A 20,320-nucleotide genomic window follows, 5' to 3' on the forward strand; every position below is an offset into this window, starting at 1 on the left:
CCCGTACTTCCCTTCTTCCTAAAGGGGTTTCGATTCGGCGCATCGACTTTGGCTGTGCCGTCCGAAGTGAGTGTATGACCGAGCACGTTCCAGTGACCGTCATCGACGGGGAGTACGAGACGACCATCGAGGTGCCGCGGGGGACGGTGCTTCGAGACGCCCTTTCCAAGCGGGGCTTTGAGGTGTATGGCTCGGTGTCACGGATTGCGAACTGCGGCGGCCGGGGACTGTGTGGCACCTGCGGTGTCCGAATCGAGGCCGCCCCCGAGCCATCGCAGTGGCACGACGCGGCCGCCGAGCGCTGGGGGTATCCGCGACTGTCCTGTCAGATTCGGGTAGAAGAACCCCTCCGAGTCGAACTACTCGAAAAAGTCCTCTGGGGACAGGTACTCCCGGATTAGCGGTCGGTTTCGCTCCAACCACAATCCTGACATTTATATCCGGTGACGAACTCGGTGACGCTCGGCATGTAGCCCACCGAGATGACATCGCCACCGCAGTCGGGACAGTCTCGGTCGGTGTCCTCGATGCCTTCGGCGTCCATCACACGCTCGCCTTCGATGAGTTCGGCGAGTTTTCCGGGAGTTACCATTCGACCCTCGACGACGCGGTTGTCGGCCATACAGGAGGAGTGTCGCCGAGGCCCCTAAGGCTTTACAGCCACGGGGCGCGGTCGCCCTCGGGACTTCCGGGAGCGGTGGATTCCTCGTCGTCGACGCGTTCGACGGCGTCCTCGACGTCTTCCTCGAAGGGGTCGTCGGGTTCACCGCCATCGGTTGCGGCCGCGGCATCCGCGTCATCGGCCGGTGCATCCATCGCGCCTTCAGGGTTGAAGGCGAAGAGGCCGGTGACCGCGAGGACGATGAGCGCCAGCGGTTCTTCGCCCGTGATGGGGCCGACTTCGAGGATGGTCAGCGGGAGGACACCCAACGCGACCGCGCTCCCGAAGCGGAAGCGGTCGATGTCCACGTTCCCGCGGAGCCATGGCCCGAGGCCGGCGACGGCCAGCGCGAAGGCGACGCCGACGACGGCGGCACCGGTGCCGTAGACGACGAACATCGGGTCGGCGACGAAGCCGAACTCGAAGGCGGTCGGTCGGAAACTCGCCACGAGACCGAGGCCGATGATGACGCTGGGTCGGGGGAGATATTCACCGACGGTGGCGCTTGCGGTCTTCGCCGCGATGGCGAGGATGACGAGTGCGGCGAAACGCTCGAAGATGACCATATCGAGCACGGATGCGATGGTCGGGGCGATAGTCGCCTGCACCGCTGCGAGCGGGACGACGATTGCGCCGACGAGCAGGACGTTCTTCACGCGGTCGCGTCGGGAGCCCTCCATCTCGGCGAGGACGACGGCGAGCGTCGCGCTACCGCCGAAGATGAGCAGCCCGACCTCGACCATACCGAGGAGGTCCGAAACCGCGCCGGCGACGATGAGCGCCGTGAAGATGCCGTCGATGAGCGGCAGCGCCATGACCGTCGCAAGCAGGCGCGTGCCTTCACCGACCTGTCGCTCAAGGCGTAACGCAATCGGGTGGCGTGATGCGCTCATTCGTCAGGCGGGGCGACCCTCACCATGGGACGAACGGCGGTGGATGTCGCGATACCCTCTGACGTGTCCGGAGCGGCTGCCGTTCCGGATGGGTGCGACTTTCTCCGCTTTATTTGTCCACATCGCAAATGTAAAGAAAATGCCGGTGGCGAGGCTGGATTGCCCGGCGATGCGCTGTGCGATGGGACTGGCGGAGTCCATACATCATGCAAGAGTTGACTGAATCATAAGTGTTGTGTGAGTCATGTCCGCATACACCTGAAGAGTAGGTACCGACCGGTTTGATTCTGGGACGAATCGCCCGACATTCACACACGATTCGGACGAACATCCACCGGCGACCGTCGATGCACACATTCGGACATCGGTGTCGACAAAGCCACCGGGTGGTCCGTCCGTGTGTGTCGGTGCCGGGCGGTACGCTCTCGCAACGCTTTTGGGCGGGGGATTCCGACGGTTTACATGGCGAGCGACGAACCCTTCTCGGAGAAACTCCGCGTACCTGAGGCATTGACGTTCGACGACGTGCTGCTCCGGCCCAAGGAGAGCCGTGTCGAACCGGATGACGCCGATATGGCGACCCGCGTGTCGACGAACGTTACGCTGAACATTCCCGTCCTCTCGGCGGCGATGGACACCGTCACCGAAGCCGAACTGGCAATCGAGATGGCCCGCGAGGGCGGCCTTGGCGTCCTTCACCGGAACATGACCGTCGAGGAGACCGCAGAACACGTCGAGACAGTCAAACGAGCAGACGAACTCATCATCCGTGAAGTGGTCACGGCCTCGCCCGAACAGACCGTCCGGGAGGTCGACCGCATGATGGGGGACGAGGGCGTCTCCGGCGCGCCGGTCGTCGACGACGACGGCGTCGTCCTCGGTATCATTTCGGGGACGGACATCCGGCCGTACCTCGAAGTCGGTGACCGCGACGAAGTCCGTGAGGCGATGACCGACGAGGTCATCACCGCCGGCGAGGACGTCACCGCTCGCGAAGCACTCGAACTCATGTACGAACACAAAATCGAGCGCGTCCCCATCGTCGACGAGGAAGAGCGTCTGACGGGACTCGTGACGATGCAGGGCATCCTCGCACGCCGGGAGTACGACAACGCCGCCCGGGCCTCCGACGGGTCGCTCGTCGTCGGCGTCGCCGTCGGCCCCTTCGAGACTGACCGCGCGTTGGCGGCCGACGAGGCCGGTGCCGACATCGTATTCATCGACTGTGCACACGCGCACAACCTCGACGTCATCGACTCCGCCCGCGAAATCAAAGCCGAGGTCGACGCCGACGTGGTGGTCGGCAACGTCGGCACGCGCGAGGCCGCCGAGGCAATCGTCGACTTCGCCGACGGCGTCAAGGTCGGCATCGGTCCCGGCTCCATCTGTACGACCCGCGTCGTCTCCGGTTCCGGCATGCCCCAGATTACGGCCGTCGCCGAAGTCGCTGACGTTGCAACCCAACACGACGTGCCCGTCATCGCCGATGGCGGGATTCGGTACTCCGGTGACGCCATCAAGGCCATCGCCGCCGGTGCCGATGCCGTGATGCTCGGGTCGTACTTCGCCGGGACCGACGAGGCACCCGGTCGCGTCATCACGATGAACGGCAAGCGCTACAAGCAGTACCGTGGCATGGGGTCGGTCGGCGCGATGAAATCCGGCGGCGGGGACCGCTATCTCAAAGACGACCCCGAAGACGAGGAGTACGTCCCGGAGGGCGTCGAAGCCGCGACTCCGTACAAGGGCTCGCTCGAATCAGAACTCCACCAACTCGTCGGCGGGATGCAGTCCGGGATGGGCTACGTCGGCGCGGAGACGATTCCGGAGTTCAAAGAGCGTAGCGAGTTCGTCCGCGTCTCCTCGGCCGGCCAGACCGAGAGCCACGCCCACGACGTGGTTATCACCGACGAAGCACCGAACTACAGTCCCGATAACTGATACTGTCGGACGAACCCGTTCGAACAGTCCATCGACCGTGTCCAATTCTTTCGGCTGCTACAGACCGAGTTACACGAAACAGTGTGGAACCGCCTCTAACAGTGTGACCCGCCCACTGCCCGACGCACCGTCTGCCCTACTGCCGTACTGCGTTCATACACCGCCGGCTACAGTACCCCAGCCGTGCGGTTTCGGCCGAATCGTGTGCATCGAACTGCTCTCCGCATCGACTACAAACGTAGGTGTTCATGCTCATGGTGTGCCCCGAGTCACATCCTTGGTAGTGTGACCAATGTTACCAAGGGAAGATTGGGATAAAAAACGAGATCCTGATATATCAGGCAACACCTTAATACACAGTCATATCCGGTTCAGCGTCTGACGCTTGAATGACGCTTCTGAATGGCAGTCCATCACACACATTTAGTAGGCCGCCGAAACCGGGCGCATGAAAGAACACATACGGGAGAACTTCGACGTCAGTACGGTCTCCTACGCCGAATACGAGGCCCGAACGGGTCGGTTCGGGGAGTTAGCATTGCGGCTGTACGACCGGATGGCCGACCACGGGTCGGGGCGTATCGACTCCATCCTCGACGCCGGCGCCGGGTCGGGTATCAGCGCCCGTGCCTTCGAACAGCGAGGGGCGACCCCCGTCGCCTTGGATTTGAGTCGACAGATGCTTCGGGAGTGTTCGGTTTCCGACCGCGTACAGGGTGATTTCGACAATCTGCCGTTCCGTTCGGATACCTTCGACGCCGTCGCGTTCACCGCATCGCTGTTTTTGGCGCCGAACCCCGAACGGGCCGTCGCCGAAACGCGGCGCGTGCTCCGAGCGGGCGGCACCGTCGGTGCGGTCGCCCCGCTGGGTTGGCGGACGACCGCGGGCGAGGACGTCTTCGCGGAACTCGACCGCGACTCCCGCTCGCCGGCCGATGCCGGCGAGGTCGAGGCCGCACTCGCCAGCGAATTCGACCTCGAAACGGGAACGTGGACCTTCGAAGCGACCGGTGAGACGCTTCGGCTCTTCCACGCCATCCCCGCAATCGCTGCCCGACTGTATCCTCGACTCGACGCCGAAGCCCGAGTCGAACGCGCCCAGCAGTTACTCGCGGATGTCGAGGGACCGCTCGAAGAACGGTGGCGCTGGTTCGTCGGGCGCTGACGGATGGCGTTGCTCCGTGGATTGCTCCGCGTAGAAGCGGGCCGAGGGGGATTTGAACCGGAGCAAGACGTGCTCGCTCCCTTCGGTCGCTGTGCGCGACTTGCAGGGTTCGAATCGCTGACCCCGTTCGTTCCTCACGAGGAGACGAGCAGGCCTCGCTGTCGCTCGGCACTGTTCGGCGTATTGTTCGAAACAGAAGCGGGCCGAGGGGGATTTGAACCCCCGACCGTCTGGTTAAGAGCCAGACGCTCTCCCTGGCTGAGCTATCGGCCCTGCGACTCCACGTAACCGCGGTTGATTCAAATAGGTTGCGTTCCCACGCCTCAGCGGGACGCCGTCACACGGTTCGGACGGTACGGACAAATTAAGTACGTCCCGGCCTTCGGAGCGGCTATCATGAGCAGCGCCATCTCGATGGCTTCGATGTCGACGTATGCGATTCTCGGCTGCGGAAGCGTCGGCCACGCCGTCGCGGAGGAACTCGTCGCGGAGGGAAAGGACGTACTGATTCTCGACCGCGACGAGGGGCGCGTGGAGGCGCTCAGAGACCAAGACCTCGACGCCCGCACCGCCGACATCGCCGAGGAGGCGGCGGCTCAAGCCGTCTCCGACCGCGACGTCATCCTCATTCTCTCGCCCGACGTCGAGGCCAACAAGGTGGCAGTCGAAACCATCCGCGAGCGCGCCGAGGACAAGTTCATCATCGTCCGCGCCTCCGACCCCGTCACCGCCGACGAACTCACCGAGGCCGGCGCAGACGTGGTCATCAACCCCTCGGCGGTCATCGCGGATTCGGCGCTTCGCGCACTCGAACAGGGCGAGTTGGAGTTCAAGGCCACGCAACTGGCCGATGTCATCGACTCCGGTGAGTCGCTGGCCATCCTCGCCCACCGCTCGCCCGGTCCGGACTCCATCGCCTCGGCCGTCGCGCTGCAGGCTATCGCGAACGCCCGCGACGTATCCGCCGACATCCTCTATGAGGGCGAAATCGGCCACCAGGAGAACCGCGCGTTCGTCAACCTCCTGGGTATCGAGTTGACGCCGCTGTCGGACGCCGACCTCGACAGTTACGACAACCTCGCGCTCGTCGACTGTGCGAAGGCCGCCGACCCCGTCGTCGACGGCACCGTCGACATCTTCATCGACCACTTCGAACCCGAAGTCGAATACGACGCGGAGTTCACCGACATCCGGCCGAACGTCTCCTCGACATCGACGATTCTGACGAAGTACATCCAGGAGTTCGACATCACGCCGCCGGAGGAGGTGGCCACCGCACTGCTGTACGGTATTCGGGCAGAGACCCTCGATTTCAAACGGGATACGACGCCGGCGGACCTCACCGCGGCGGCGTACCTCTATCCGTTCGCCAACCACGACACCCTCGAACAGGTCGAGTCACCGTCGATGAGTCCGGAGACGTTGGACGTACTCGCCGAGGCGATTCGGAACCGCGAGGTCAAGGGGAGTCATCTCGTCTCCAACGCCGGATTCATCCGGGACCGCGATGCGCTGTCCCAAGCCGCCCAACACCTGCTCAACCTTGAGGGTATCACGACTTCGGCGGTGTTCGCCATCGCCGACGACACGATTTACCTCGCCGCTCGGTCGAAGGACATCCGGATGAACATCGGCAACGTGTTGCAGGACGCCTTCGGGGAAATCGGCGAGGTGGTCGGCCACTCGACGGACGCCTCCGCGGAAATCCCGCTCGGTATCTTCACCGGACTGGAGATAACCGGCGACAACCGCGAGACACTGCTGTCGCTCACCGAGGAAGCGGTTCGGACGAAACTGTTCGAAGCGATGGGCGTCGAAGGCGGAAGTAGCGGGGGAGAAGGGGCGAACGGGAGTTAAGCCGGCGCCTCTTCCTCTTCGGGTTCTCGGAGCCGTTCGACGACATCGTTGACGAGTACGATATCACCGACCGCTCGGACCCACCGATACGGGATGATGACCCCCTTCGAGCCACTGACACGCGTATCGAAGAGGTCGCGGTTGACCTCACCGAGGGCCAGTCCGGTGACGACTTCGCTGTCGAGGTCGAGGCGGATGTCCTCGACCTCGCCGACGAAGACGCCCTTGTTCGAGTAGACTTCTCGGCCGACGAGCGACGTGATTTCTTGGGGGACGGACTCCATCTCCATAGCGGCCGGTCGTGACGACACCTATTAACTGCTTTGCAGACGACCACCATCGTGTTTAGTTAAGTGAATTCCACCAGACGGCGAAGGCTTGCAGCCATGTTTCTGCCGTCGTCGGCTGCACGTGGCTAAAGCTATTACTAAACGAAGAAGTTCGTCGTTTTATCTCTCTAAAGATACGTTCGACAGCATTCCGATTTCCATGCCGGATCGTCTGAAATCGGAGCCCTGCTCGGCGGAGTGCTGCCGCTAAATGTTTGGCGTAATCGACGAGAAACACGGCGTCAGAGACGTCGTGTTTCTCACGAAGTTCCTGCAGAAATCGCTGTGTCAATGCAGTTGTAGTGGTCGTAAACAGCCGTACGTGCAGGAATTTGTTTGTCTCTGGATCGACAGCGGCGTACAGCCAAAACTGCTGACCGTTGATTTGGATCACCGTTTCGTCAAGCGCAACGTGATCCGGACTGGTATCGTCGGCTGGCTGTAGATCGGCTTTCTGCACCCAATCGTGAACGGCTTTTCGTGACCGTTCGACACCGAACTTCTCAAGTTCTCGAATGGTATTCGAAAGTGATAGACCAGCCAGATGGAGTCGAATACCGAGCTTCATCAGCTCGCTCGGTGTCCGCTCTCGCTCCACAAAATCTAACTCGATCCAGTCGCTACAACCGCTGAGGCGTGTGATTTCTGCCATAGACACTCAGAAAATCACCACGCCTCACTCTTCATCCTTAACTAAACACGACCACGACCACCGGTCGTGTGCATCGGACACACCCCCGAAGAGGTTAAAACCACGATTCCACTACTACGCCTATGAGCGATTCCGAAGACATCGAAGACATTCGAGCGAAGAAACGCGAGGAACTGACGGCCAAAGCCGGCTCGCCCAGCGAACCGGTCCACGTAAACGGCGCCGGCCACCTCGAGGAACTCCTCGAAGAGAACCACGTCGCGTTGGTCGATTTCTACGCCGATTGGTGTGGTCCCTGCAAGATGCTCGAACCGACCGTCGAGGAACTCGCCGCCGAGACGAACGCGGCTGTCCTGAAAGTCGACGTCGACGCCCACCAGAACATCGCCCAGCAGTATCAGGTCCAGGGCGTTCCCACGCTGTATCTGTTCGTCGACGGCGAACCCGCAGACCGAATGGTCGGCGTCCAAGAGAAGGCATCGCTGGCGAACAAAATCGAACAGCACGCCTGAACGGACGCGACGCGTTCCACGATCACCTCGTCAACACTGTTACTTCGATAGGTTTACGAAACACCCCTCCGTGGTGCGTTCACACGCCGACCGCGCTTCTCGCCCAGCGGCTGCTCTCGAAAACTTACAACACCCAGTAGATTTATTATACTGTCAACCGCTGTCGCTAGCGTGGTTTACGAAACAGGTAACCAAACGGTCGACGACGCGGTCCGGCGAGTTCTCGATGGTGAGACCTTAGACCGGACCGACGGGCTGGCGCTTATCGCCCAACCGGCCGAGGCGTTGGCCGCCGGCGCCGACCTCGTCCGTCGGGAGTTCTCCGATGGGACGGTCGACGCCTGCAGCATCGTCAACGCGAAGGCGGGCGACTGCGCCGAAGACTGCGGCTTCTGTGCCCAATCAGCCCACTTCGACACCGGCATCGACACCTACGGCTTTCTCGGGCCGGAGAAGGTGCTCGAAGCCGCGAAACGCGCCGAGGCCGACGGTGCCCAGCGCTTCGGCATCGTCGTCGCCGAGAAGGGCGTCTCGAAGGAACACCGCCCGGATGAGTGGAACGAAATCATCGAAGCGATTCGGTTGGTTCGCGACGAAACCGACGTGGAGGTCGACGCCTCACTCGGATTACTCACCGAAGATGAAGCCGAAATCCTCTCCGAGGAAGGCCTCAATCACTACAATCACAACATCGAGACCTCTCGACGGTACTTCCCGGAGGTCGTCGGTACCCACGACTTCGAGGACCGACTGAAGACGCTCCGGCGGGCGAAAGCCGCCGGGATGGAATTGTGTGCCGGTGTCATCCTCGGGATGGGCGAATCCCCCACGGACCGCGTGGACGCCGCCATCGAACTGCAGGATATCGGCGTCTCCTCGCTGCCAGTGAACATCCTCAACCCCGTCGCCGGCACGCCAATGGGCGATGCCGACCACGCCGCCATCTCGAAGTCGGAGGTCATCAAGACCATCGCGGTGTACCGACTGCTCCATCCCCACTCCCGGGTCCGACTGACGGGTGGTCGTGAAGTCAACCTCGCACCCGACGAACAGCACTTGCCATTCGAGGCCGGCGCCGACGGAATGCTGACCGGCGATTACCTCACGACCGAGGGACAGGACCCCGGCGACGACATCGAAATCGTCGAGCGGGCAGGTCTGGAGCCGAATCGCGCGGTCAACGACTTCGACCCCGAGGAAGTGAAAGCCAAGCACCGAGACCCCGCCACCGACACGGCCGTCGGGACGGCGACGAGCAACGCAACGAGCGAACTGGACGACTAATACGACACTACGACAATGGAAGATATCAACTTCGCAGTACTGGGAACCGGTGGCATCGGCCGACGAGCACTCGAATACTCGACGCGGAAAGACGGACTCACGCCCGTCGCGGCGTGTGACCGCCACGGCGTCGCCGTCGACCACGACGGCCTCGACGTGGAGGAACTGCTGGCGGCGACGGAGGGGAATATTGCGAGCGAGGCGCGACGCGCCTCGACCGAGAGCGGTGAGCAAGGCGAACCGCGAACTGACGGCGGAGCGGTTGCAGTCAAACAGTCCGGCGAACGGAAAGGCGTCGCCGCCTCCGTGCAGGCTGACTCCACGGAAACGCCAATCGACGACATCATTGCCGAGTCGGAGGCCATCGATGCGGTTCTCATCGCGCTGCCGAACCTCGAACACGATTTCATCCCCCGCGTCGCCGACCGTTTCGCCGAGGCCGACTACGAGGGCGTCCTCGTCGACGTGCTGAAACGCTCCCGCGTCATCGACATGCTCGACGAACGAACCGAGGCCTTCGAAGAATCCGGCATCACCTTCGTCTGCGGTGCGGGTGCGACGCCCGGATTCCTCACGGGCGCTGCGGCCCTCGCCGCCCAGTCGTTCGTCGAAGTCGAGGACGTCGAAATCTGGTGGGGCGTCGGTCTCAAATCGGGCTACGAGGACAACCGCGGCACCGTTCGCGAAGACATCGCCCACCTCGATGGCTACGACATCGAGACCGCACGCGACCTCTCCGACGCGGAAATCGAGGCCATCATCGAGGACCACGACGGCCGAATCGAGTTCGAGGACATGGAACACGCCGACGACGTGCTGCTCGAACGGGCCGGCATCTGTGACGCCGAAGACGTGACCGTCGGCGGCATCCTGGACGTCCGCTCCGACGAGAAGCCGACGACGACAACCGTCAGCGTCACCGGCAGGACCTTCGACGGCGAGGTCGGCACCAACACCTTCCAACTCGACGACGCCACGAGCATGGAGGCCAACGTCAACGGCCCGGCGCTCGGCTACCTGAAGGCGGGCGTCCGACGGAACCGCGCCGGCGAGTACGGCGTCTTCGGTCCCGCCGACCTGATGCCGGGCTTTTGAATCGAATCGCATGAGTCTCCAGCACTCCCACGGCTTCGACCTCCAAGCGCGACTCCGGGACCGTGAGCAGTCGGGCCTCCGGCGTGACCTCACGCCCGTCGAGTCGGTCGCCGCCCGAACCCCCGTCGCCGAAGACCCCGGTGGCGACCCGCCGGTCTTCGGCGAACAGCGACTCGTCTTCGCCGCCAACAACTACCTCGGACTCGCGGGCGACGAACGGGTCGCTGCGGCCGCCGCCGAGGCGGCCCGCGAAGTCGGCACCGGCGCCGGGGCCTCCCGACTCGTCGTCGGTGACACCCCGACCCACCGCTCGCTGGAGCGCCGACTCGCAGACGAGAAGGGAACCGAGCGGGCGCTGGCGTTCTCCTCGGGGTACGCCGCCAACGTCGGGACGCTCACCGCCTTAGACCCCGACGTCATTTTCTCGGACGAACTCAACCACGCCAGCATCGTCGACGGCGCACGCCTCTCGAAGGCCGACGTGGTGGTGTACGACCACTGCGACGCCGAGGCGCTGGCCGAGGCCATGGACGCCCGAGCGGAGGCCGGGCCAACGGAGTCGTGGCTCGTCGTCACCGACTCGGTGTTTTCGATGGACGGCGACGTGGCACCGTTGGAAGCGATCTGTGACGCCGCCGACGCCTACGGCGCGTGGGTGATGGTCGACGAGGCCCACGCCACGGGCGTCTACGACGGTGGCATCGTCGGCGAGGGAGGCCTCGGAGACCGCATCGACGTGCAGTTGGGGACGCTCTCGAAGGCGCTGGGCGCACAGGGTGGGTTCGTCGCCGGCGACGAACCGCTCGTCGAACACCTCCTCAACGCCGCACGGTCCTTTGTATTCTCGACGGGGCTGGCCCCGCCCGCGGCGGCGGCCGCCGAACGGGCGCTGGAACTCGCCCCCAAGCGTCGCAACGCACTGTGGGAGAACGTCGAACGGCTCCGTTCGGGATTGGTGGAACTCGGCTACGACGTGTGGGGCGACACCCACGTCCTGCCGGTGGTCGTCGGCGACCGTGACACCGCCGTCGCGCTCGATGAACGTCTGCAGGAAGCGGGCATCGTCGCGCCGGCGATTCGCCCCCCGACGGTTCCTGCCGGAGAGAGTCGGATTCGACTCGCACCGCAGTCGACCCACACGGACGCCGATATCGACCGCTGTCTCGCTGCCTTCGAGGCTGCAGGTGAGGAGGTCGGTTTCCTGTGAGCCTCGCCGTCGTCGGGACGGACACGGGCGTCGGCAAGACGGTGGTGACCGCAACACTCGTCGCGGCGCTTCGGAACGCCGACACTGACGCCCGTGCTATCAAACCCGCCCAGACCGGATTTCCCGAGGACGACGACGCCGCGTTCGTCCAGCACGTCTGTGGGACTGACGACGCCGCGGTGCGACTCCGAACCTACGGTGAACCGCTGGCACCTGCCGTCGCCGCACGCCGGGCGGACGACCCCATCGCCTACGATGCCCTCGTGGCCGATACCCGCGAGGCGCTCGCCGACAGCAACGCGGCCGTCGTCGAGGGGGCGGGCGGACTCCGGGTGCCGCTGTCGAACGACCCACCGCGAGAGATTCTCGACCTCGTCGCCGACCTCGACGTGCCGGCGTTGGTCGTCGCTCGCTCGGTCCTTGGGACGCTCAACCACACGGCGCTGACCGTCGAGGCGCTTCGACGCCGGGACGTGTCCGTCGCCGGCATCGCACTCAACCGATACGAGGGTGCCACCGTCGCAGAACGGACGAACCCGACGGAACTCGAACGGATGTGTGACTGTCCGGTCTGGACGCTCCCGGAACTGGAGGACACGACACCGAAGCAAATCAGCGGCCTCACGGACCACCTGCCCGCACACAGACTGATGGGGGAGTGACCCCCCGTGTGACACTACGGAGCCGTTCGGCTCCAGTGTGCCATACCGTAGCAACCGGCTTAACTCTGTGGTCGGCCGTCGTGTGCGCCCTCAGCGGTCACAGACGACGAAGTATCGTGCGCCGTCGCCTTCGATGATGTCGGTGACCGACCACGCCGTCACATCGATAGCATCTCCGGCGGCCGCGGGCGTGAGACAGAGCAAATCCAGCCACGGCCCCACGAGGTCGCGGTACTCGGTTCGCATCCGTCGGCGCGCGACGCCGGCTTCGCGGTCGAAGTCGAGCAGTTCCTCCCGTCCGGCGACGTGGTCGTCGGCGACAGCGAAGGGGTCTTTGAAATCACCGACGACGCGACCACCTTCGGTTGTGGCGTCTTCGAGCGCCGAAAGCGTCTCCTGTAACGCCGTGACGGTTCCGCCGACGCCGAACTGCGTCCCGGCGAGAAAGACGCAGTCGGCGACGACCGGCAGCGACCGGAGGTCAGCGCGGGCGACTCGTTCGACGCCCCGGTCACGGGCAACCCGGAGTGCGCCCCCACTCACGTCCGTTGCCACCACGTTGGTCCCCTTCCGCTGGAGGGCAAGCGCGTGTGAACCGGCGCCACAGCCGGCGTCGACGACGGTACCGCCGGTCTCGCGAACTCGCTTTAGAGCCGCTTCGCTTTCCGGCGGAAAGGAGTCGCCAAAGTACCACTCGGGATGGCCCTCGCGGGTCGCGCCGGTGTGGCTCCGGTAGCGGCCGCTGCCGTCGTAGTCGTCGCGGTGGAAGTCAAGAACCATCCGACCGAAGGCATCCGTCTCGTCCATACGGTGATGCACCGACTCGGGCGTATTGTGCGTTATTGTGACATGGTGACGGGCGACACGTCCTAGGCTCCGAGCATCGCGTCGATGTCCGCGTAGTCGCGTAGGAGCTCACCCATCCGCTCGACGGTGTGTGTGTCGCGGGTTCGTCCCGAGCGAATGATGTTCTCGGCGCGGTCGAGTGTCGTCTTGGTGTCGGCACCCACGAGTAGGACCGGCACGTCGGCGGCTTCGGCACGGCCGAGGACGGCCTCGGGCGGCCGGAACCCACCGGTCAACAGCAGACACTCGACGCCCGATGCCTCCAGTGCGGCAGTTACCACGTCGGTCCGGTCGCCGCCGGTGATGAGCGCGGCGTCGCGGACTCGGCGGAGTTGCCCGAGCGCCTCGCCGGCGGTCATCGCACCGACGACGAATCGTTCGAGGAGGCCGTCGGTCGGCGCCTCGCTGGTCAGCACGTCGGCACCGAGTTCCGTGGCCAGTTCCGCGACCGTGACGCCCGCGAGGTCGCGGTCACGCGGGACGGTGCCGAACACCCGAACCCCCCGCCCTTCGAGGAATGGAACAACGTCGCTTGCGAGGCTGTCGAACGCCGCGTCGGGAACCGCGTTGAACAGAACGCCGCCGAGGCGGTCGCCGAGGAACTCGGCGGCGGCCAACACCTCGTCGATGTCGCTCGGTTGGGCGTAGGGAACGACGAGGACGACCGTCGCATCGAGCAATTCGGCGATGTCGCGGTCGGTTAATCCGACGATACCCCCAGTCGTCAGCGACCCGCCCCCTTCGAGTATCATCCGGTCGGTGTCTTCGGCCATCCCCTCGAACTCCTCGGTAATTCGTTCACGGAGGGCCTCGGGGTCCTCGCGACCGCGAATCGCCTCTTGGATGAACGTCGAGGAGTAGACGACCGGCTCCATCTCGTGGGTCTGGCTGTCGAGGTCCAACACCTCGCGGGCCAAAAGCGGGTCCTCGTCGAGCGTCTTGCCGACCGACGATTGCAGTCGCGTCCCTTTGGGTTTCATGTAGCCGACGCGCTCGCCGCGCTCTCGGGCGGCTCTGGCCAACGACAGTGCGACGGCGGTCTTGCCTGTGCTCTCTTTGGTCGAGGTGACGAGTAGGGTCATAATCTTTCTGGGTCGACGGTGAGTCTGATGTCGATGGCGACGACGCCGTCGGGCGTCGCCACCAGCGGGTTGATGTCCAGTTCGACGATGGCGGGGAAGTCGGTGACGAGTTGAGAGAGTCGCTGGATGGTCTCGACGACGGCGTCTTCGTCGACCGGCGTCCGGCCGCGTGCGCCCCGCAACAGCGGTGCCGCGTCGATGTCGTCTATCATGCTCGCGGCCTCGGATTTCGAAACCGGCGCGACGCGGAGCGTGGTGTCCTCGAACACCTCGACGAAGACGCCGCCGAGGCCGAACAGCACGAGCGGTCCGAACTGCGGGTCACGGTTCAGTCCGAGGATGGTCTCGACGCCGTCGTCGAAGTCGACCATCTCCTGTATCTGTACGCCGAGGATTCGGGCGTCGGGTTGGTAGTTCCGAGCGCGCGTGATTAGCGTCTCGTAGATGTCCGCTACGTCTGCGTCCGTGACGCCGACTTCGACGCCGCCCACGTCGGTCTTGTGAAGGATGTCCGGCGAGACGATTTTCATCACCACGTCGCCGCCGATTGATTCGGCCACTCGTTGGGCCTCAACCGGCGAGTCGACGATGTCGCTTTCGGGGGTCGGAATCCCGTAGGCGTCGAGCAGTCCCATCGCCTCGATGCCGAGTCGGTTGTCGCGTGCACCCTCGACGCGTTCCAGAATCTCGCGAGCGCGGTCGCGGTCGACGTCGAACGTCGTCGGCTCTTCGTACTCGCGCCGTCGAACCGCCCGGTAGTCGTACAACGCTTCGAGGCTTCGGACGCCCCGAGCGGGGTCGAAGTACGTCGGCATGCCGGCCGCCGCGAGCGTCTCCGCCGCTTCCTCGGCCGAGGAGCCACCCATCAGACAGACTGCGACCGGTTGCTCTCGCGTCTCGCCGAGTGCGGTCAGCCGCTCGGCCAACGACTCGAAGGAAAGCGTCGCGGTCGGACAGGCGATGACGACCGCCGCGCCGATGGCAGGGTCATCGAGGACGACCTCCAGGGCCCGCTCGAATCGTTCGACCGGTGCGTCGCCGATGATGTCGACCGGATTGTGCGCACTCGCCGACTGTGGAAGGACGTCGGCCAGCGCCGCACGAGTCTCCCCGCCGAGTGAGGCGAGGTTGAGGTCGGCATCGCCAATCGCGTCGGTCGCCATCACGCCCGGCCCGCCGGCGTTGGTCACGACGGCGACGCCGTCCGCATTCGGGAGGGGTTGGCCGGCCAACATCGCACCGAAGTCGAACAACTCCTCGGCGGACTCGACGCGGAGGACGCCCGCCCCGTCCAGTCCGGCCTCGTAGGCGGCTTCGCTGCCGGCGATGGCGCCGGTGTGGGAGGCCGCGGCGTGGGCGCCGGCCTCAGTTCGGCCCGACTTCACGACGACGACGGGCGTCTCGGCGGTCACGTCGCGTGCGGTTCGGACGAACGCTTCGCCGTCCTCGATGCTTTCGAGATACCCCAACACCACGTCGGTCCCGGGGTCCGCCCCCCACGCCTCGACGAAGTCCGTCTCGTCGAGGACGGCCTTGTTGCCGAGGGAGACGATGTCGTTGAACCCGATGTCGCGGTCGGCGGCCCAATCGAGGACGGCCGTGACGAACGCGCCGGATTGGCTCATAAACGAGATGGAGCCCGACTCGGCGTTTCGTGGGCCGAACGTGGCGTTCAGCCCCGACGGCGTCGAGATGATGCCCAGCGAATTCGGGCCGACGAGGTTCAACCCATAGCGGTTCGCGAGGTCGACGAGCGCCTCCTCGCGTGCGGTGCCTTCCCCGCCGGATTCGCCGAACCCGGCGGTAATCACGACGACGTTTTCGATGCCTGCCTCGCCTGCCGACTCGATGACATCGAGGGCCGCGGCGGCCGGCACCACGACGACCGCGAGGTCGGCGCCGGTTTCGGCCACGTCGTCGTAACAGGGTCGGTCGAACAGCCGGTCGTCTGTCGGGTTGACCGGAACGACCGACCCTTCGAAATCCGCCACGAGGTTCTCCATCACGGCTCGCCCGACCGACCCCTTACGGTCGGTCGCTCCGACGACGGCGACCCGCTCCGGGGCGAACAGTCCCGAAAGTTCGCTCATCGGCAGTCGATTCTCGACGACGGCGTAAATAGCTGTACTTCGTGGTGAGATGTTTGCTGTCAGTGCGTCGACAGCGCCCGGAAATCGCCGGTTGCGGCGGCGACCGACAGCGCGTAGATTCCGATGGCGACGACGACGATGGTGCCGCCCGGCGGGGCGTTCAACGGGAAGGCCACCGAGAGGCCGAGCAAAACCGAGAGTTCGCCGAACAGCACGCCGAGGTACATCGATTCACGGAAGTCGGCGGCGATTTGGGTGGCCGCCGCGACCGGGATGACCAGAAGCGCCGCGACGAGGATGATGCCGAGTACCTGCATCGCCCCGACGACGACGAACGACGTGAGGACGACTAACAGCGTGTTGTGGAGGCCAACGTCGAGTTGGGCGACGCGGGCGGCCTGCTCGTCGAAGGTGATGAACAGCAGTTGCTTGTGTCGGGCCGCGATGACGGCGACGACGACTGCCGACAGCGCGCCCATCAGCCACGCACCGCTCGGCGTGACGAAGCCGACGTTGCCGAACAGGAAGCTCTCGATGTTGAGTCCCGAGAACCCGCCACCGATGGAGATGACGATAGTGCCGACGGCGAACGACCCCGTGAGCATGATGGCGATGGGCACGTCGCCGTAGGTGTCGGTGTGTTCGGTGAGCCACTGGACGGCGAAGGCACCGAGAATGCCCGCGATGAGCGCCGGAAGCAGGATCGGGGTCGACCAGCCGGTCGAGGCGGCGAAGAACAGACCGAAGGCGACGCCGGCGAAGGCGGTGTGGGCCAGCGTCTCGCCGATGAGCGCCATCTCGCGGTGAACGAGGTAGGTGCCGACCAGCGGCGCGACGATGCCGATGAGGACGCCGGTCGCAAGCGAGTTCCAGACGAACCGGAACCGAAGCAGGTCGGTCCCGACGAGGAGGCCGAGGAGGTGGCCGGTGTCGACGAGCGTCGTCGCCAGCGTCGCACCGAGGCCGCCGATAGTTCCGGGCCCGTAGGCTTCGGCGAACGTCGCCAGCAGGTAGAGTCCGGAGACGACGGCCAACAGCGCCGTCACACCCACGCCGACTCGGACGAGTCCCCGCCGGGCAGTGCGTCGAACCGCCATCAGTGGTGGTGGCCGACGACCTGTCCGGTCGAACCGTAGGCGCGCTCTAAGGCGTCGCTCTCGTGGAAGGACTCGGGGTCGCCGTGGTGGTACAGTTCCGTGTTGAGACAGGCGATGCGACTCGCGCGGTCGGTGACGACGCCGATGTCGTGTTCGATGAGGACGATGGTGATGCCCTCACTGTTGAGTTCGTCGAGCAGGCCGTAGAATCGGTCCCGTGACTCGGCGTCGACGCCGACGGTGGGTTCGTCGAGTGCGAGCAGGTCGGCGTCGCTGGCGAGCGCGCGGGCGATGAACGCCCGCTGGCGTTGGCCGCCGGAGAGGGTGTTGAGCTTTCGGTCGGCGAGGTCGGTGATGTCCACCCGAGCCATAGCGGCCTCGACGGCCTGGTGGTCTTCCTCCCGAAGGCGGCCGGAGCCGACGTGGGGGTAGCGACCCATCTCGACGACTTCCTCGACGGTGACGGGCATCGCGGTTCCCTTTTCGGTCGATTTCTGGGAGACGTAGCCGATTCGGTGGCCGTCCTCGAAGGACTCGATGGGCTCGCCGAACAACTCGACGGAGCCTTCGTCGGGTTCGACGAGTCCCAACATGACGCTCAAAAGCGTCGTCTTTCCCGAGCCGTTCGGGCCGATGAGTCCAAGGAACTCGCCTTCTGCGATGGTCAGAGACACGTCTCGTAGGGCCGGGGCTTCCCCGTAGCTGAACGAGACGTTCTCGATGCGGACGGCGTCGGTCATTCGGCTTTCAGTGCGGCTTTGAATGCCGGCAGGTTTAGCTCTTTCATCTGTTCGACGTACCCCCAGCCGTCGTCGAGCCATTCCCCTTTCGTTCCCTCCGCCGAGGAGATGGCGACCGCTTCCTCGGCGTTCGATTCGCGGACGATGGTCTCGGCGAGACGCGGGGAGGAGAAGGTGTCGTAGAGGACCACGTCGATGCCGTTGTCGTCGACCACTTCGATGGTGTCGCTGATTTCCGCCGACCCGGGTTCGGCGTTCGGGGAGACGCCGACTGGCGAGCGAACCTCGAAGTCGTAGCGTGCGGCGAGATACTGATAGGAGTCGTGGCCCGCGACGACGACGGTGTCGATAGCGCGCTCTGAGAGTTCCGACTCGAACGTCTCGTCGAGCGCTTCGAGTTCATCGACGTAGGCGTCGGTGTTCGAGCGGTACGTCTCGGCGTTGTCCGGGTCGGCTTCAGCCAGCGCCTCACCGATGGTCTGGACGCTCGTGGCCGACCGGAGTGGGTCGGTCCAGTAGTGGGGGTCGAAGTCGCCGCCGTCGTGGTTGTCCTCCGAGTGACCGCCACCGTCCTCGTGGTCGCCTCCGCCGTCGACCTCTCGAAGCTCTACGTTGGCGAGCGCGTCGACGACGGTGACGGCTTCGTGGTTCGCCTCGAGGTTTTCGGCGCTGTCGAGCGCCCAGTTCTGAAACCCCGGGATGTCGAGGTAGACGAACGCGGCCGACCGGGCGGCGTCGACCTGTGCCTGGGAGCCGACCTCGTACTGGTGGCCCATCTCGCCGGGCGGGATGGGGTTCTGCACCTCGGTCACGTCGCCGACGACGTGACGGGTGAAGTCGGCCAACGTGTAAAACGAGGTAAACACGCCCTCCCCCCCGCTATCGCCGCCAGCGGTGCCGGGGTCACCGAGACAGCCGGCGAGGCTCCCGCCGACAACTGCCGCCGCTCCGCCGAGTACCTGTCGTCGCGTCGGGTTCATACCCACCAGTTACCCATCTCCAGTTAAAAATGTTATTATCTATAGGCCCTTAGTTAATAATATTGGGGCCAATACAGCGCTGTCTTGTTAACCGACTCACGCCGCGATGTCGGCGACCGTCGCCTCGGCGAGGTCCCGGAGCGTCTCCGGGTCGATGGGGAACACCGCCTGTGGTGTTCCAGCGGCGGCCCACACCTCCTCGAACCCTAGAAGCGTCTCGTCCATGAAAACGGGGACGTCCTCGTCGTGACAGAACGCCGGGACGCCGCCGATGGACCACCCCAGCGTCGACTTGATGTCGTCGGCGTCGCCCATCGACACGCTCTCGGCGTCGACGCCGACGAGGTCGGCGACCTTCACCTCGCTCACGCGGTTTGCGCCGCTCGTGACGACCACGACGAGGTCGCCGTCGGCCGAGAGAACGATTCCGCTGGCGATTTGGGCGACATCGCAGCCGATGGCTTCGGCGGCGTCGGCCGCCGTCTTCGTTCCCTCGGGGAACTCGTGTACGTCGACCTCGAAGCCGTGACGGTCCGCAGCACGGGTCCGGAACTCCTCTGCACTCGGGTGCATAGCGAGGGGGTGTCGGCCGGTGTGCAAGAATCCCCCGATGAGAGTCAAACGGTCGTTTGAACCTTCGGCACGGTTTTTATAATCTCCCCGGTAGCCGCTACCGTGAAACGACGTTCCCTCCTCACGGCCGCGGCGGCCGCGACCACGACCGGTATCGCTGGCTGTCTCGGTGGCGGCCCTGCCACGGCCCCCGAAGACGACGAAAGCGACGACCCGACTGATACGCCGACCGGCCCCCGACTCGTCGACCGGTCTTTCGAGGTCGAACGCGTCGAATGCGGCGACGACTACGGCAGCCACGACGTGACCACCGAGGACGGCGTGGTCACCGTCGAGGGCGTTCTCGACGGCCGAGACCCCTCGTACACGGCAGAACTCGTCACAACCGAGTACGACCGCGACGCCGACGAACTGTACGTGGAAATCGAGAGCATCGAGGGTGACGGCGATGACGTGTCGGCACAGTGTATCGTCGAAATCGAGTACGTGGCGACGTTCACTTTCGAGAACGGGGAACCGTCGTCGGTGCGGGTCGACCAATCCGGGGTCAGAAGCGGGTCGTCGAGCGCCAGTAAGTCGGTAAGTGCCGGCACCGAGACCGAGACGCCAGAACTGACTGGCACGCCAACCCGGACACCGTCTGACGACGACTAA

At 64.8% G+C, this 20,320-nt stretch carries 22 protein-coding genes and 1 tRNA gene; 10 read left to right on the forward strand and 13 right to left on the reverse strand.

Annotated features, from left to right (window positions below; all coding sequences use genetic code 11):
• Positions 1 to 74 precede the first annotated feature (74 nt).
• A complete protein-coding gene (locus NMP98_RS03315; RefSeq protein ID WP_254860139.1) occupies positions 75 to 401 on the forward strand; it encodes a 2Fe-2S iron-sulfur cluster-binding protein in 327 nt (108 codons plus the stop codon).
• On the opposite strand, the gene NMP98_RS03320 is transcribed toward NMP98_RS03315, so the two are convergent.
• The 3 genes from NMP98_RS03320 to NMP98_RS03330 are packed head-to-tail and all read right to left on the reverse strand — an operon-like array spanning position 398 to position 1,755.
• A complete protein-coding gene (locus tag NMP98_RS03320; RefSeq protein WP_254860140.1) occupies positions 398 to 622 on the reverse strand; it encodes a DUF5795 family protein in 225 nt (74 codons plus the stop codon). The genes NMP98_RS03315 and NMP98_RS03320 overlap by 4 nt on opposite strands.
• A gap of 32 nt (positions 623 to 654) precedes the next feature.
• Positions 655 to 1,554: a DUF5794 domain-containing protein gene (locus NMP98_RS03325; protein ID WP_254860141.1), complete on the reverse strand. Its 900-nt coding sequence runs from the start codon at positions 1,552 to 1,554 to the stop codon at positions 655 to 657.
• 3 nt (positions 1,555 to 1,557) lie between these two features.
• Positions 1,558 to 1,755 (reverse strand): DUF8099 family protein, encoded by a 198-nt coding sequence (locus NMP98_RS03330; protein WP_254860142.1) that lies wholly within the window; start codon positions 1,753 to 1,755, stop codon positions 1,558 to 1,560.
• Between the two features lie 261 nt (positions 1,756 to 2,016).
• Here NMP98_RS03330 and guaB point away from each other — a divergent pair, with 261 nt between their 5' ends.
• Together guaB and NMP98_RS03340 are read left to right on the forward strand one after the other, a co-directional pair.
• Positions 2,017 to 3,495: an IMP dehydrogenase gene (gene guaB, locus NMP98_RS03335; protein ID WP_254860143.1), complete on the forward strand. Its 1,479-nt coding sequence runs from the start codon at positions 2,017 to 2,019 to the stop codon at positions 3,493 to 3,495.
• Positions 3,496 to 3,943: 448 nt separating this feature from the next.
• Positions 3,944 to 4,660 (forward strand): class I SAM-dependent methyltransferase, encoded by a 717-nt coding sequence (locus NMP98_RS03340; protein WP_254860144.1) that lies wholly within the window; start codon positions 3,944 to 3,946, stop codon positions 4,658 to 4,660.
• A 199-nt stretch (positions 4,661 to 4,859) separates the two neighbouring features.
• Here NMP98_RS03340 and NMP98_RS03345 read toward each other — a convergent pair.
• Positions 4,860 to 4,933, reverse strand: a tRNA-Lys gene (locus tag NMP98_RS03345).
• A 123-nt stretch (positions 4,934 to 5,056) separates the two neighbouring features.
• Here NMP98_RS03345 and NMP98_RS03350 point away from each other — a divergent pair.
• Positions 5,057 to 6,517 (forward strand): DHH family phosphoesterase, encoded by a 1,461-nt coding sequence (locus tag NMP98_RS03350; RefSeq protein ID WP_254860145.1) that lies wholly within the window; start codon positions 5,057 to 5,059, stop codon positions 6,515 to 6,517.
• On the opposite strand, the gene NMP98_RS03355 is transcribed toward NMP98_RS03350, so the two are convergent.
• Both NMP98_RS03355 and NMP98_RS03360 read right to left on the reverse strand, forming a co-directional pair.
• The gene (locus NMP98_RS03355) at positions 6,514 to 6,801 is read right to left on the reverse strand and encodes a PRC-barrel domain-containing protein (protein WP_156710423.1); all 288 of its coding nucleotides are present in this window, start codon (positions 6,799 to 6,801) and stop codon (positions 6,514 to 6,516) included. The two genes, NMP98_RS03350 and NMP98_RS03355, sit on opposite strands and share 4 nt — an antisense overlap.
• 61 nt (positions 6,802 to 6,862) lie before the next feature.
• Positions 6,863 to 7,498, reverse strand: a complete 636-nt coding sequence (locus tag NMP98_RS03360; RefSeq protein ID WP_254857797.1) for an IS6 family transposase — start codon at positions 7,496 to 7,498, stop codon at positions 6,863 to 6,865.
• A 122-nt stretch (positions 7,499 to 7,620) separates the two neighbouring features.
• On the opposite strand from NMP98_RS03360, the gene trxA reads away from it, so the two are divergent.
• The 5 genes from trxA to bioD all read left to right on the forward strand — a co-directional run bounded on the left by trxA (position 7,621) and on the right by bioD (position 12,258).
• Entirely contained in the window at positions 7,621 to 8,010 is a 390-nt protein-coding gene (gene trxA / locus NMP98_RS03365) for a thioredoxin (protein ID WP_254860146.1), read from the forward strand.
• A gap of 171 nt (positions 8,011 to 8,181) precedes the next feature.
• The gene (gene bioB / locus NMP98_RS03370) at positions 8,182 to 9,294 is read left to right on the forward strand and encodes a biotin synthase BioB (protein ID WP_254860147.1); all 1,113 of its coding nucleotides are present in this window, start codon (positions 8,182 to 8,184) and stop codon (positions 9,292 to 9,294) included.
• A 15-nt stretch (positions 9,295 to 9,309) separates the two neighbouring features.
• Positions 9,310 to 10,389 (forward strand): (S)-8-amino-7-oxononanoate synthase BioU, encoded by a 1,080-nt coding sequence (gene bioU, locus NMP98_RS03375; RefSeq protein ID WP_254860148.1) that lies wholly within the window; start codon positions 9,310 to 9,312, stop codon positions 10,387 to 10,389.
• A 10-nt stretch (positions 10,390 to 10,399) separates the two neighbouring features.
• Positions 10,400 to 11,596, forward strand: a complete 1,197-nt coding sequence (locus tag NMP98_RS03380) for an aminotransferase class I/II-fold pyridoxal phosphate-dependent enzyme (RefSeq protein ID WP_254860149.1) — start codon at positions 10,400 to 10,402, stop codon at positions 11,594 to 11,596.
• A complete protein-coding gene (bioD, locus tag NMP98_RS03385) occupies positions 11,593 to 12,258 on the forward strand; it encodes a dethiobiotin synthase (protein ID WP_254860150.1) in 666 nt (221 codons plus the stop codon). The genes NMP98_RS03380 and bioD overlap by 4 nt, the downstream gene beginning before the upstream one ends.
• 90 nt (positions 12,259 to 12,348) lie before the next feature.
• Here the strand turns inward: bioD and NMP98_RS03390 are convergent, their stop codons facing one another.
• The 7 genes from NMP98_RS03390 to NMP98_RS03420 all read right to left on the reverse strand — a co-directional run bounded on the left by NMP98_RS03390 (position 12,349) and on the right by NMP98_RS03420 (position 19,666).
• Positions 12,349 to 13,065, reverse strand: a complete 717-nt coding sequence (locus tag NMP98_RS03390) for a class I SAM-dependent methyltransferase (protein WP_254860151.1) — start codon at positions 13,063 to 13,065, stop codon at positions 12,349 to 12,351.
• Positions 13,066 to 13,127: 62 nt separating this feature from the next.
• Complete coding sequence (locus tag NMP98_RS03395; protein WP_254860152.1) at positions 13,128 to 14,186, reverse strand: phosphotransacetylase family protein; 1,059 nt, start codon at positions 14,184 to 14,186, stop codon at positions 13,128 to 13,130.
• A complete protein-coding gene (locus tag NMP98_RS03400) occupies positions 14,183 to 16,276 on the reverse strand; it encodes an acetate--CoA ligase family protein (protein ID WP_254860153.1) in 2,094 nt (697 codons plus the stop codon). Before NMP98_RS03400 ends, NMP98_RS03395 begins: the two co-directional genes overlap by 4 nt.
• 59 nt (positions 16,277 to 16,335) lie before the next feature.
• Complete coding sequence (locus NMP98_RS03405) at positions 16,336 to 17,373, reverse strand: metal ABC transporter permease (protein ID WP_254860154.1); 1,038 nt, start codon at positions 17,371 to 17,373, stop codon at positions 16,336 to 16,338.
• Positions 17,373 to 18,113: a metal ABC transporter ATP-binding protein gene (locus NMP98_RS03410; RefSeq protein WP_156708114.1), complete on the reverse strand. Its 741-nt coding sequence runs from the start codon at positions 18,111 to 18,113 to the stop codon at positions 17,373 to 17,375. Before NMP98_RS03410 ends, NMP98_RS03405 begins: the two co-directional genes overlap by 1 nt.
• Positions 18,110 to 19,093 carry a metal ABC transporter substrate-binding protein gene (locus tag NMP98_RS03415; protein ID WP_254860155.1) on the reverse strand — a complete coding sequence of 328 codons (984 nt, stop codon included), beginning with the start codon at positions 19,091 to 19,093 and terminating at the stop codon, positions 18,110 to 18,112. Before NMP98_RS03415 ends, NMP98_RS03410 begins: the two co-directional genes overlap by 4 nt.
• A 96-nt stretch (positions 19,094 to 19,189) precedes the next feature.
• Positions 19,190 to 19,666, reverse strand: coding sequence for a YbaK/EbsC family protein (locus NMP98_RS03420; protein WP_254860156.1), 477 nt, complete (start codon positions 19,664 to 19,666; stop codon positions 19,190 to 19,192).
• 102 nt (positions 19,667 to 19,768) lie between these two features.
• On the opposite strand from NMP98_RS03420, the gene NMP98_RS03425 reads away from it, so the two are divergent.
• A complete protein-coding gene (locus NMP98_RS03425) occupies positions 19,769 to 20,320 on the forward strand; it encodes a hypothetical protein (protein ID WP_254860157.1) in 552 nt (183 codons plus the stop codon).

Source organism: Natronomonas gomsonensis (genome assembly GCF_024300825.1).
GTDB lineage: Archaea > Halobacteriota > Halobacteria > Halobacteriales > Haloarculaceae > Natronomonas > Natronomonas gomsonensis.